This window comes from Streptomyces sp. MAI_2237 (genome assembly GCF_054189285.1).
Genome location: NZ_JAJPGQ010000003.1, coordinates 248,204 through 261,295, shown reverse-complemented (window position 1 = coordinate 261,295; position 13,092 = coordinate 248,204). Strand labels below are relative to the sequence as shown.

Here is a 13,092-nt window from a genome sequence, read left to right as displayed (position 1 = left end):
CGCGCTCGCGCCGTCATCGCTGGACGGGATCGGCGCGCAGTTCCTCGACAAGCTCGCCGACCTCTGCCCGCCAGGTGCGCACCTGGTCGCGAGAGGGCCCGATCTCGTACTGGTGGTAGTGACACCCCAGGCACAGGTGCGACCAGACGGCCTTCGTACGGCGGGCGGTCTCCGCACCGGTGCAGCAGCGGAGGCAGAGCAGCTTGGCCCGCCCGGAGAGGCGGCCGAGTCCGGGCAGGGCCGCGTTCAGCCGACGGTCAACGGCGATCTCCAGGGCAGTGCGCAGCGCCAAGGAGGCGCCGCGGTGGCGGCTGGCGGACGTGGTGCGGATGTGCTGTTCGGTGAGCAGCCGGTCGGTGGTCAGCAGCAGTGCGTCGATCGAGGTGGCATGGGCGCGCATCAGACGGTCTCCTCGGGCTTGCGTACCTTCTCGGCGATGGACTTGATCTCGTTCACGAAGCGGTGCGGGTCGGTGATCTGCGCTCCGGCGGGGTGGGCACCGTCCTGGCACTGCCTGACGAGGTCCGTGGCGTGCCGCCCGTGCCGGGCGCGCAGTTCCGGGTATACGTCGGCGGCCCGTGCGGCATCGCCGAACAGGGCCAGGGCCGCCAACTTCGCGAACCGGTCGGCGTCGGTCACGATGGCCTGCAGAAGTTCCCCCTGCCCTCCGCCGCGGTGGTGCCGGACCCAGGCGGCTTCCAGGAAGGCGTTCTCCAGAGCGATGCGGCACAGGCTGGGCAGGACGTGCGTCCGCGCCGCTGCGGGAAGGTCGGGGGTGCTTGCGAGAGCCCGCGCATCGTCGAGTGCCTGACGTACCGGGTCCGTCACCGGCCGGACCCGCACCCGGGATGCCTCGCCCCGCTCGACCTCGAACACCGTCACCGGAAGCTCCTGGCTGGTGAACGCCCGCTGGAGCCGCGTGTCGTGGGTGAACACGACGACCTGACGGTGTTGCCCGAGTTCGTGCAGGACCTGAGCCAGGCCGTTCACCTTGGCGGGGTCCATGGACTGCACCGGGTCGTCGATGACGACGAAACCGAAGGGGCTGTCGGCGGTGGTGGCCCGGGGCAGGAACAGGGACAGCGCGAGGGCCTGCTGCTCGCCCTGGCTCATGACGCTGAGCGCCGACGCCTCCTTGCCGTCAATGGAGACGTCCATGATGAGCTTGCGGACGTTGGCCCTCTCACTGCCCTTCAGGGTTACGGCCTTGAGGTCGACGTTGCTTTCCTGACGAAGCCGCTCCCAGACGCGCTGGGACTGGTCGGCGAAGTCCTCCATGCGCTGTTCGCGCAGTTCCCCGGCCAGCGTCTTGACCCAATTCTGAGCCTTTGTGAGGTCGCGGCGCCGCTGCCGGTTCGCGTCCACTCCGCGAGCCTTCTCCGCCCAGCCCGCCAGGCGGATGACCAGCGCACGCCAGCGTTCGTCTCGCTTCTCCAGCTCCCTGAAGGCCCTCGTACGCACCGCGTCGCAGGCGTCGGCCAGTACCGTCGCGGCCTGCGCGGCACGCTGGGCGAGGTCGGTCGGATCGCTGATGGCCCGGCAGGCCGTCCAGGCCTTCCACGGGTCCCTCAACGGCTCAGGGATCCGCGAGGGCGTGTGGACGAGGTCCTGAACGGCGAACACCGCGGACCGCAGTGCGTCGCGCGCGGTTCGGGCGGCTGCGGCCTCCTCCCGCAGAGCGGCGATCTGGACGGTAGCGTCGGCGGCCCAGGCGGCGTCCAGCACCTCGCCGGTGCCGCACACGGGGCAGGAGCCCGTGTCCGGGTGCCGGTCGTGGTGGACCAGCGCGCGCTCCAGAAGGTCCGCGCGCCGCAGGGCGTCATCGGCGCCCGTGCCGCGCAGGTCCTCCACATCGGCAAGGGCCGTACGCAGCCGGTCCACGGCCGCACCGACCTGCGCCGTGTCGGGACCCTGTACGGCGGCCTCCGCACGCAGTCCGGCGAGCAGCCCCTCGTCACTCTCGGCGGGCAGCCCAGTGATCAGGGAGTCGAGGGCCTCGAAGTCCGGGGCTCCCGCAGTGTCCACGGCGAGCAGTGCCTGGACCGCGCGGTCGTCGTCCTCCAGCTGGTACAGCGCCTCTTTGAGACCCGGCAGCGCGTCCTCGACCGCCTTCTTCGCGTCGCTCAGCACCTTGGCCTCCCGGCCGATGGAGAGGTAGGCGTCGCTCAGCTGCTCCAGGCCGAGGATCGTGGCGATCGCGTCGTACATCTCGGAGGGCTTGCCGCTGATCATGCGGTCGAGGTCGACGTACGACAGGAAGGGCCGGTAGTCCGTCAGCGCCTGCTTCCAGCCGACGTCGTCAAGGGGAGTACGGCTGTGTCCGGGCCGCCTCAACTCGGCCTGCGAGACGGTGAATTCGTCGTTCGTCCAGGTCCGGGTCAGGGTGCTGCGGCCGCCGTCACCGCCGATGGCAACCTTCACCTCGATCTCGGGTCTGCCCTCGCTGTCGTGGAGGTTGCGCCAGTTGCTGCCGCGCACCGCGTTCCTGCCCTCCCAGCGCGGGTTCGTCCCGGTGAAGGCGGTCTCGATCGCCTCGGCGATGCTGGACTTGCCGGAGCCGTTGCGGCCGACGACGAGATTCACGCCCGGCCGGGGGCTGAGCTTGAGCCAGGCGCGCGGGCCGATGCCGCGGAACCGGGTGACGGCGACCGATTCGAGATAGATACGGCTGACGGAGGACGTCTCCCGTGTGGGTCCGTCGCCCAGGGCCTCCTTGAGGAGCACCTTCACGGGCTCGGGGAGCGGCGCGTCCGCGAGGCGCGTCTGCACGAGTTCGGCGACGGTCGCGGGGCGGTCCGTCGGATGCGGCTGTTCCGTGTGGGACATGGCGTGGCTCCTGTGGTCTGTCGCGGAATGCGGGGCGATGGGGGACTGGGGGCTGTGTCGGTGCGAGAAGAGGGCCCCGGCCTGCGTGTGTTGCCAGGCGGCCGGGTCAGGCCCGGCTGCTGCGGGAGTCGCCGAGGGCGCCGGTGGCCCACAGAGGGAGGAGGCGCGGGATCTCATCGACGGGGACCTTGCCGCCCACGGCGCGCAGGCCGAGCTTGGCCAGGGAGTCGGCGGCTTCGTTCAGCGGGTTTCCGACGTGGGCCTTCTCGTGGACGAACGTCAGGCTCGGGGTGTACTCGACGAGCATCTGGAGACGCGTGAGCGTGGGCGTACGGCCCTGGGACCGCAGGTGGGTGTCGTAGCCCTTCGGCATGCGGGTGCCGCCTTCCCGCCAGGCCCGCAGGTGACCGAGGGCGTCGAGGCTGTCGACGCGGACCTCGACCGGGCGGCCGGGGTGGGCGGCGAGCACGGGCTGCAAGCCCCAGTACACGGCCCGGAGTTCAGTCACCACGACGCGGGTGTGGGGGCGGGCGAGGTGCACCGGGTAGAGGTGGGCTCGAAGTCCCGCGTGACCAGTGGTGGAGAGGAAACCGATGCCGACGTGATCCTTGCCCACGGACGCGTCGGTCGCGAGGACGATCGGCCCGGGCACGGCCTTCACCGTGTCGCTGAACTGCACCCCGCGTCGCACGCGGGTGTCGGGGCGGGGTGCGCGGGCGAGCGGGGAACGGCGGCTCACGGGATCCTCCTGGACTGGCGCCGGACGGCGAGCGCCGGACGGGGGTGGTGGCAGCGGATGACGGGCGGGTGCGCCGGCAGACGGTCGAGAGCGTCGTGGGAGCGGAAGGGGGGACGGCCCGCGTCGGCCTGTCAGCCGACCTTCTTCCAGGTCTCGCAGCCGGACGTCTGGAAGTACTCGCCCTTGCGTACGGTCACGCGCGCCTGGCCCTGTGCGTTGCCGTTGGCGATGATCGCGTCGAACTCGCCGGACGCGTCCTTGAGGCGGGCCCAGTAGCAGTTGGGAATGGCGCTATCCGCCGGGCCTGCCGTCTTGTACGTGCCAGCTTTCATGTCCTCGCCGACGAGGTACGTGCCGTTTCCCGCCACGGAGGCCGCCGGGCCGGGCTCCTTGGCCGGCTTCGGTGTCACCGTGACCTTTTCGGTGACCGTCGCCGCCGGTTCCGGCGCCGGCGCGTCGGCGGTCTTGGTGACGGTGACGGCCGGAGCGGGGTGCGCGGAATCCGTGGTGGACCCGGGCCCGCCTCCGCCGCCCATCGCGGCGCCGATGACCAGGGCGACGAACGCCGTCGCACCGTGCGTCAGCCATGCTCTGCGGCGCGACGGCTTGCCGGTCGGGGGCAGCGGGGGCAGGGGCGGTATGGCGCCCCGGCCAGCCGCCTGAACAGGGCCGTTGGAGCCGTAGGACTGGGCGGTGGGGGGCGTCGAGGGTGCGTCGGACATGGCGGGACCTCCGGGGCGTCGTGTCTGGTCCAGTGAGTGAGCGGCCGTCCGCTCCTGAGCGGCGTGGCCGACAGGGATCAAGGTGCCGCAATCCGTCGTGTTTATATTTGGAGATCCTGATAACCCCGGTTATCAGTGGCGTGGGCCGCTAGAAACCCGCAGAGGGGTAGGGTGCTGCTACTTGCCCAGGCGCTGACGCGTTCCGCCCAGAGTCACAGGGGCCACTGAACACCGGTACACAAGAGACGGGGGGTGACGACCGGTGAGTACCGCGCTCGATGCGGTGTCCCACATCCTGCCCGACCTGCCGGCCTGGCGTATCACTTATGCGGAGATCGCCGCCCTCGCCCGCGTCCAACGGCCCGTACCCACCACCTGGAGCCGACGGCACCCCGACTTCCCTGCACCCGTCGCCCACGAGGACGGACGCCCCTTGTTCGATGCGCGGGAGGTCGTTGACTGGTTGGCTGACACGGGGCGCGGCAACGCCGACCGCCGACGGCTGCGTGCGGAACTGGCGTTGTACACGCTTGCCGCCTGGCGCACCCCCGCGTTGCCCGCTCCCGTACTCGTTGGGGCGCTGACAGCCCTGATCTGCCTGCGCCAGCAGCTGGACACCGCCGTCTCCGGTCGCCGCTGGGACAACATCCTGGACCGTGCCGCTGCGCTCGACACGGAGGACGCCTTCCTGCTGGCTGAGCTGCGGGCCGTACCCGACCCCGACCGCACCGGCGCCGCGCTGGCCGTCCTCGCCGACGAGCTGGCCGAGGCCGCCTACACCCCCGCCGAGGCCTTCGACTGGGTCTTGGAGGCCCGGCGCCGCCTCGGCTCCACCGAACTAGCCGCCGACGTACCCGCCCCACCGCTGGTCCGCGCTCTCGCGGCCCTCACCGGAGTGGCGGCCTTGGAGGAGGACGCGGTACTCGCCACGCCGTACGCCGGCGCGGGCGACCTGCTCGCCGCCCTTCACGCCGCCGCCCCCGAGGGCTCCGGACACACCTACCTCGCCGCCGACCCGGACCCGGCCCGGGTCCGCCTGGTGCGACGCCGGATGCTCGTACGGGAGGTGTACGAGTTCCACCTCGACGTCACCGAGGGTGAGGACCTGTCCGCGGAGTCCGTCGAGGACTGGGGGTACCCGGACCTGCTGGCCTGCGTCCTGCCTTACCAGGCGGGCGAGGTTCGGAACGCGCGGGCCGTGCTGGAGCGGGTACAGACCCTCACCGACTACCTGGCCACTGGTTCCACGGCCGTCGTCCTCGGCCCGGCCGACGTCCTCGTACGGTCACTTCCCCAGCACGGGGATGCCGACCGCCTGCGCCGGTCCTTCCTCCATGACGGCCTGCTCAAGGCCGCGATCAGCTTGCCCGACGGGGCGCTCCCGTACCGCCCGGGCTACCGCACGGCCGTGTGGCTGCTCTCCCGTACGTCGGACTCGGAGCGCACGGGTCTTGTCTTCCTCGCCGACTACTCGGCGAAGCCCCTGACAGAACCCGTGCTGGACACGCTCACCGAGGACATCGCCATCTGGCGTGCCGCCGGCTGGCGCGGGGACCGCCGACACGAGCCGCGCAACGCGGTGATCATCCCGGTCAAGGTGCTCGACGACCGGCCCGGTATCGCGTTCACGCCGCAGCATCGGACAACCGAGGCCCGCTACACCCGTGACGTCATGGAACGCCCGGCTCTGATCGGCGACCTGGAGCAGCGCCTGGCGGACCTCGACGAGCGGGCCCGAGCGCAGGCCGACCTGCGCGCGGCGTTGCGGGTCCAGGCCGTACTGCGGCCCGAGGACAAGCCCGTCCGGCGTACGACGGTCCGCAGGCTCCTCAAGGAACGCCGACTGCGCCGACGCCCCGGCCACCGCATCGCCGTGGAGCACCTCACGCCCGAGGGCCACTACCGCGTGATCACGCCGGAGGAAATCCTCGGCGATGTACGGTCGGGCAGCCGTCGTATCGACCGTGGCGTTCTTCTCACGGCTTACGGGCACGCCCAGTTCACCGAGCCGGGAGATGTGGTCGTCACGGCCAACCCACGGTTCGGCGTGTACGTCGATGAGGAGGGGCTGTCCGTCGTCGCGGCGCCGGCTCGTGTACTGCGCGTACACCCCGATGCCGATCCGCCGGTACGGCCGCGAGCGCTGGCCGCGCTGTTGCGGGCGGCGGCCTCCGAGCACGAGCGCACCAGCGGCGCGGTGCGGGCTTCCCGGGCTGTCGAGGACCTGCTGATCCCCGACCTGGCGCGGGAGGAGGCGGAGCGCTTCGACGCCGTGCTCGCCGAGGTCGCCCGGCGGGCGGCGCTGCTGCGGGAGCAATGCGACGCGCTCGACGACCTCGCCCGCGTCGCCGCCGACGGATTCGCCGACGGCACGTTGACGATGCAGACGCTTCCTGAACTTCCTGATCTTTCTGACCTGACTGACTCATCCGGCACCGACGACTGAAGGAGACGATCCACTCCATGCCTCCGCGCACGAAAAAGCCCACGGATCAGGCGGAGTTGTTCACCGCTTCCACGCCCAAGGAGATCCAGGCGATCCTGTGGAAGGCCGCGGACAAGCTGCGCGGCTCGATCGACGCTGCGCAGTACAAGGAGTTTGTTCTCGGTCTGATCTTCCTGAAGTACGTCTCCGACGCGTTCGAGGAGCGCAGGTCTGAGCTGGCCAAGGAGCTCGCCGAGGACGGCATCGCCGAGGACCGCCTCGACGAGTTCCTCGAGGACCGCGACGAGTACACCGGCGCGCACGTCTTCTGGGTTCCGGAGACCGCCCGCTGGTCGTGGATCGCCGCGAACGCCAAGAGCCAGGGCGTGGGCAAGCTGCTCGACGAGGCGATGGACGCGGTCATGAGGGAGAACGCCTCGCTGACCGGCGTCCTCCCGAAGATCTTCAACCGCGACAACGTCGACCAGAAGCGCCTGGCCGAACTCGTCGACCTCATCAGCGACGCCCGCTTCGGAGGCAACGAAGACAAGCCGGCGCAGGATGTGCTGGGCGAGGTGTACGAGTATTTCCTCGGCAACTTCGCGCGGGCGGAGGGCAAGCGAGGCGGCGAGTTCTACACGCCGCAGTCGGTGGTCCGGCTCATCGTGGAGATCCTTGAGCCGTATGAGGGACGGGTGTACGACCCGGCGTGCGGCTCGGGCGGCATGTTCGTCCAGGCCAGCAAGTTCATCGAGGCGCATCGGGGCCGGGGCCACAAGGCAGACATCGCGGTCTACGGCCAGGAGCTGAACGAGCGCACCTGGCGGCTGGGCAAGATGAACCTGGCCATCCATGGCATCGACGGCAATCTCGCTCCCCGGTGGGGCGACACGTTCGCCGACGATAAGCACCCTGACCTCAAGGCCGACTTCGTGATGGCCAACCCGCCGTTCAACATCAAGGACTGGGCGCGGGACGATGGTGACGCTCGGTGGAAGTACGGGGTTCCGCCGCGGAACAACGCCAACTACGCGTGGCTCCAGCACATGATTTCCAAGTTGGGGGAGAAGGGGACGGCGGGTGTCGTCCTGGCCAACGGCTCCATGAACTCGCAGTCGAGTGGCGAGGGTGAGATCCGCCAAGCGTTGGTGGAGGCGGACCTGGTGGCGTGTATGGTCGCGTTGCCGTCCCAACTGTTCCGTACCGTGCAGATTCCCGCCTGTCTGTGGTTCCTGGCCAAAGACAAGACCCCCCAAGGTGCGACCCGCCTTGAGGACCGCAGGGGCGAGATCCTTTTCATCGATGCTCGCGGTATGGGGGAGATGGCTGACCGGACCGAGCGCGTGCTGACTGATACCGACATCGCGAAGATCGCCGGTATCTATCACGCGTGGCGAGGGACGGCGTCGGCCCGTGCGGAAGGGCTGACATACGCGGATGAGCCCGGGTTCTGCTTCTCAGCGGATCTGGAGACGGTGCGTCAGCACGGGTACGTACTGACGCCGGGGCGGTATGTCGGCACTGTCGAGGCAGAGGAAGAGGACACGGAGGCGGTGGCGCAGAGGATCGCCACGCTGACCGAGGAACTGCGCGGACTGTTCGACCGATCCGCTGAGTTGGAGAAGACCGTGCGGCACTACTTGGGGAGGGTCGGTGCCTGAAACTAACTTTGTGCTGTTCCGGGACCTTTTGGCGGAGACAAAGGACGGCGACTGGGGGAAGGGCGAGCCGCAGGATGGGCATGCTCCGGCGCACGTAGTCCGAGGAACAGACTTTTCGGAAGTGAGCCTCGGGCGCGTCTCCACGGTTCCACTCAGATATCTTCCGGAGAAGACGATGAGCCGCCGTCTGCTGCGGACGGACGACATTCTTATCGAGACCGCCGGCGGATCGCGCGACCGGCCTACGGGGAGAACGGTTCTCATCACCAGGGAAGTTCTCGATGCCTTTCCTGGCGATGTTACGTGTGCGAGTTTCGCGCGTTTCCTGCGAGTTGATGCTGCAGCGGCCGATCCGCGCTACGTGTATTGGTATCTACAGTATTTGTATGCTCGTGGAGACATGTGGACTCATCAGGTTCAGCACACAGGTGTAGCCCGATTTCAGTTCACGCGATTCGCTGCTACGGAGATGGTCCCACTGCCGTCCCGCAATACGCAGCAGGCTATTGCCGCCACGCTCGGAGTGCTGGATAGCAAGATCGCTATCAACGAGCGCATTGCGGCCACCTACGAGCAACTGCTTCAATGCAGGTTCACGGAATTGGGTTTCTCTGAAGAGCCTGGAGAAGGCAAGGCCGTGGCCATCACGGACCTCGTCGAGTTCAACCCGAAATTGTCCAAGCCCTCGGCTGAGGAACCGGTGTACGTGGACATGGCCGCGTTGCAGATCAGCCGGGCCAGCATTCCAGTCTGGACCCGGCGCGCACCCAAGTCCGGTCCGCGGTTCATGAACGGTGACACGCTCCTGGCGCGCATCACTCCGTGTCTTGAGAACGGCAAGACCGGATATGTCGACTTCATGCAGGACGGTGAAGTGGGGCTCGGATCGACCGAGTTTATCGTGCTGCGCTCACGCTCCGGAGTTCCTGCTGAACTCAGCTATTTTTTGGCACGTGACGGCAGGTTCCGGGAGCACGCGATTCGCAACATGGTCGGCACGTCCGGGCGTCAGCGGGTCAGCGCGGCAGACGCGGCGAACTACTTTGTGAACCGTCCGCAGACAGATGCGTTGGCTGCTTTCGGCCGCGAGGCCGAGGCGGTGTTCGCCCACATGAAATCGCTTCAGGCTGAGAACCGAAACCTTGTGGCCCTCCGCGAAACCCTCCTCCCTCAGCTCATGACCGGCCGCCTCCGCATCAAGGACGCCGAGAAGATTGTCGAGGACCACGTATGACGCATCCCGGATACGGCGGCAGAGACGAGCGGCACCGCCCCTATGAGGCAGACTGGGAGCTTCTCGCCCTCGACGAGCTCGCGGAGCTCGCCTGGCAGCCGTCCCCCGGCAATGAATTCGCCCCCGGCTCCGAGCACCGCAAGTCCTGGGACGACCTGATCCTCTACCCGGACCTCCGCGAGGCGATCGAGCGGCTCAACCCGGAGTTGCCGCCGGACGCCGTCCGGGACGCTGTCGCCGCCGCTGCGACCCCGTCCTCCCAGGACACGTACGAGGAGAACCGCAACGCCCACGCCTACCTGACCGCCGGCATCCGCTCCGTCACCTACACTGACGCCTTCGGTGCCGAGCACAACCCCACAATCCGTCTCGTCGACCTGGATAACCCCGACGCGAACGTCTACCGCGTCCTCAACCAGGTCACAGTTATTGACGGCGAGAAGAACCGTCGCTTCGACCTCGTCCTGTACGTCAACGGCCTGCCCCTCGCTGTCCTGGAGCTGAAGCGGGCCGGTGACGAGGACGCCACGCTCCAGGACGCGCACTCGCAGGTGACCCGGTACGTCGAGGAGTTCCCGACCGCGTTCCGGTACAACGCCGTGGTTCTGCTCTCCGACGGGATCACCGCCAAGTACGGCACCCCCTTCACCCCGTACGAGCACTTCGCGCCCTGGAACACGGACGAGTTCGGCGCCCGTGTCGACCTGCTCGACGCCGAGGGCATATGGGACTCGGGCCAGAACCTGGCCCTGCACGGCCTGTTCACCCAGCCGAGGTTCCTGTCCCTCATCCGGTCGTTCATCAATTTCGTCCCGGCCAAGAGGATGAAGCGGATCGCGAAGCCGCACCAGTACCACGCGGTGACCCGCGCCGCCGAGGCCGTACGCGAGGCTGCCGCGACCGACGGGCGGGCCGGTGTCGTATGGCACACGCAAGGGTCCGGCAAGTCCGAAGAGATGGTCCTCACCACGACCCTGGTGATGCGGGACCCGGCTCTCCTCAACCCCACCGTCGTCGTCATCACCGACCGCACCGACCTCGACGACCAGCTCTATTCCACCTTCCTGGAGAGCGAGATCCTCCCGGAGGCTCCCAAGCAGGTCCTCACCCGCGCCGAACTCCGTGAGGAACTGGCCGCCAAGCGCGTCGGCGGCATCCTCTTCACCACGCTGCAGAAGTTCGGCCGTACCAAGGAGGAGAAGGAGGCCGGCGCTGACCACCCCCTCCTCTCCGACCGCCGCAACATCGTGGTCGTCGTCGACGAGGCGCACCGCAGCCACTACGACTCCCTTGACGGCTACGCCCGCCACCTGCGCGACGCCCTCCCGCACGCCACGCTGCTAGCCTTCACCGGAACCCCGATCTCCGAGGCCGAGCGCAATACCCGTGAGGTCTTCGGCGACTACATCGACGTCTACGACCTCAAGCGCGCTGCCGACGACGGCGCGACTGTCAAGGTTTTCCACGAGGGCCGCGTCATCCAGCTCGTCCTGGACAAGGACGTAGACCCGACGAAGATCGACGAAGAGGCCGACCTCATCACGGACGGGCTCGACGAGACCGAGCGGCAGCGTGTCGAGCAGGCTGTCGCCACGATGAACGCGATGTACGGTGCGCCAGCTCGCATAAGGGATCTCGTCCAGGATCTCGTCGCGCACTGGGAGGCCCGGCGTACGGCGATGCAGCCGTTCGTCGGCGTCTCAGAGAAGGGCGGAGCCACCGGCAAAGCGATGATCGTGTGCGCGACCCGCGAGATCTGTGTCCGCGTGTACAACGCCCTGCGTGAGCTGCGCGAGGAGTGGCACAGCGACGAGATCGACAAGGGCGCCATGAAGATCGTCTTCTCGTCGAACTCACGCAAGGACAAGGAACACCTCCTCGCGCACGCCCTGAGCGACAGCCGCCGCAAGGCGGTCATCAACCGCGCCAAGGACCCCGACGATGAGCTCCAGCTCCTCATCGTCAACAACATGCTGCTGACGGGCTTCGACGCCCCGCCGATCCACACGATGTACCTGGACCGGCCGCTCAAGGGTGCCAACCTCATGCAGGCCCTGGCCCGCGTCAACCGCCGCTTTCGCGGCAAGGAGGACGGCCTCCTCGTCGGGTACGCCCCGCTCACCGAGAATCTCCAGCGCGCGATCGCCGAGTACACCGACGCCGACCAGGACGACCGGACGCTCGGCGACGACCTGGACCGGGCGCTGGACGAGCTGCGCAACGAGTACGTCATCCTCAACGACATGCTGCGCGGCCTCGACTGGCGGGCGCGGCTGGCCCAGCCGACGAAGACGGCCTTCATTGACGCGGCGCGCAAGGCCACCGCGTACCTGAGGGATCCGCGTACGCCGGGCAACGACCCGGAAAAGCTCGACGACCCTCGCCAGACGCTCGGCCGCCGCTACCGCGAGCATGCCCACCGCCTGGAGCGCTTCTACGCGCTGTCCGCCAGCGCCAAGAACATCGGCGAGCGCTTCCCCGACACCCCGACCTGGCGCCGGGACATCCAGTTCTTCGTCGAGGTCCGTGCCTACATGGCGAAGTACGACGCGATGGAGCGGGAGGCCCGCGGTCTGCCCATCGCCCGCGATGTCGAGCTGTACCTCGCTCAGCTGACGTCCTCGGTCGTCGAGACGAGCGGAGTCACGGATCTGTTCGCCGAGGCCGGCCTGGAGACCGCCGACCTAACCCATCTCAACGACGCGCTCGTCGCGCAGCTCCAGAACAGTGAGACCCCGCACCTGGCGGCAGAGGCACTGAGACGGCTCATCGAGCGGAAGATGCGCGAGGTGACGCGTCACAACGTCGTCCGCCGCACCACGTTCTCCGAACGGCTTCAGGACCTCATGGTGCGGTACATGCGACAGCAGTACACCAGCGCCGAACTCATCGCCAAGCTGGTCGAGATGGCGAAGGAGGTCATGGAGGACGCCCGGCGCGGCGAGAAGTTCAACCCGCCGCTGGACTGGCGCGAGCTCGCCTTCTACGACGCCGTCGCCGACCACGGCACCGCACGGGAGCTGATGGGCGACGAGGTACTGGCCGGCATCGCCCGTGAGCTGGTCGCGGAGGTCCGCAGCAAGCTGAAGCCGGACTGGATCGCCCGCGAACCGGTCCGCGCCCGTCTCCGTAGCGCCATCAAGCGCCTCCTGGTCCGCAACAACTACCCGCCGGACCGGGAGAAGGCAGCCATCGACCTGGTTATTAAGCAGATGGAGTACTTCGCCAACGAGTGGTCCGCAAAAGGATCTTCGGGTGCCTGATTGGGTTTGGCTGTCAGGGTGTCCGATTGCTTTGACGGGAAGGTTCGCCGGGCCGAAGAGGCCAAGGGTTCGAACCCCTGGCAGGTCTTCGGTTTCAACGGCTCTTCGCAGTTGAGGGTGTAGCCGCAGGACGTGCGGTGCGCGCGTCGGTGGCCGGGTCGAGGGCGATGCCTTCCGATGATGGAAGCCCTTGCATCGCTCACCCCACCTACCTTCAACTGC

At 68.3% G+C, this 13,092-nt stretch carries 8 protein-coding genes; 4 read left to right on the top strand and 4 right to left on the bottom strand.

Going from position 1 to position 13,092, the window contains the following annotated elements; genetic code table 11:
- Nucleotides 1-13: 13 nt before the first annotated feature.
- From LN251_RS11405 to LN251_RS11390, 4 genes are all read right to left on the bottom strand, one after another.
- Nucleotides 14-400 (bottom strand): hypothetical protein, encoded by a 387-nt coding sequence (locus LN251_RS11405; protein ID WP_458244329.1) that lies wholly within the window; start codon nucleotides 398-400, stop codon nucleotides 14-16.
- Complete coding sequence (locus LN251_RS11400) at nucleotides 400-2,826, bottom strand: AAA family ATPase (RefSeq protein ID WP_458244328.1); 2,427 nt, start codon at nucleotides 2,824-2,826, stop codon at nucleotides 400-402. The genes LN251_RS11405 and LN251_RS11400 overlap by 1 nt, the downstream gene beginning before the upstream one ends.
- A gap of 106 nt (nucleotides 2,827-2,932) precedes the next feature.
- The gene (locus tag LN251_RS11395; RefSeq protein WP_458244327.1) at nucleotides 2,933-3,565 is read right to left on the bottom strand and encodes a hypothetical protein; all 633 of its coding nucleotides are present in this window, start codon (nucleotides 3,563-3,565) and stop codon (nucleotides 2,933-2,935) included.
- A gap of 131 nt (nucleotides 3,566-3,696) precedes the next feature.
- On the bottom strand, nucleotides 3,697-4,287 hold the full coding sequence (locus LN251_RS11390) for a hypothetical protein (protein ID WP_458244326.1): 591 nt from the start codon (nucleotides 4,285-4,287) through the stop codon (nucleotides 3,697-3,699).
- Between the two features lie 262 nt (nucleotides 4,288-4,549).
- Between LN251_RS11390 and LN251_RS11385 the strand changes: the two genes are divergently transcribed.
- Genes LN251_RS11385 through LN251_RS11370 form a run of 4 tightly spaced genes read left to right on the top strand, consistent with a single transcriptional unit; the run spans nucleotide 4,550 to nucleotide 12,870 of the window.
- Nucleotides 4,550-6,733, top strand: a complete 2,184-nt coding sequence (locus LN251_RS11385) for a hypothetical protein (protein ID WP_458244325.1) — start codon at nucleotides 4,550-4,552, stop codon at nucleotides 6,731-6,733.
- A gap of 17 nt (nucleotides 6,734-6,750) precedes the next feature.
- Nucleotides 6,751-8,373, top strand: a complete 1,623-nt coding sequence (locus LN251_RS11380) for a class I SAM-dependent DNA methyltransferase (RefSeq protein ID WP_458244324.1) — start codon at nucleotides 6,751-6,753, stop codon at nucleotides 8,371-8,373.
- On the top strand, nucleotides 8,366-9,607 hold the full coding sequence (locus LN251_RS11375) for a hypothetical protein (RefSeq protein WP_458244323.1): 1,242 nt from the start codon (nucleotides 8,366-8,368) through the stop codon (nucleotides 9,605-9,607). Before LN251_RS11380 ends, LN251_RS11375 begins: the two co-directional genes overlap by 8 nt.
- Nucleotides 9,604-12,870: a type I restriction endonuclease subunit R gene (locus LN251_RS11370; protein ID WP_458244322.1), complete on the top strand. Its 3,267-nt coding sequence runs from the start codon at nucleotides 9,604-9,606 to the stop codon at nucleotides 12,868-12,870. Before LN251_RS11375 ends, LN251_RS11370 begins: the two co-directional genes overlap by 4 nt.
- The last annotated feature ends 222 nt before the right edge of the window (nucleotides 12,871-13,092 follow it).

Excerpts from the sequence above, each read along its gene's own strand:
- LN251_RS11405 (WP_458244329.1), bottom strand. The coding sequence starts at position 400 with ATGCGCGCCCATGCCACCTCGATCGACGCACTGCTGCTGACCACCGAC.
- LN251_RS11400 (WP_458244328.1), bottom strand. The coding sequence starts at position 2,826 with ATGTCCCACACGGAACAGCCGCATCCGACGGACCGCCCCGCGACCGTC.
- LN251_RS11390 (WP_458244326.1), bottom strand. The coding sequence starts at position 4,287 with ATGTCCGACGCACCCTCGACGCCCCCCACCGCCCAGTCCTACGGCTCC.
- LN251_RS11380 (WP_458244324.1), top strand. The coding sequence starts at position 6,751 with ATGCCTCCGCGCACGAAAAAGCCCACGGATCAGGCGGAGTTGTTCACC.
- LN251_RS11370 (WP_458244322.1), top strand. The coding sequence starts at position 9,604 with ATGACGCATCCCGGATACGGCGGCAGAGACGAGCGGCACCGCCCCTAT.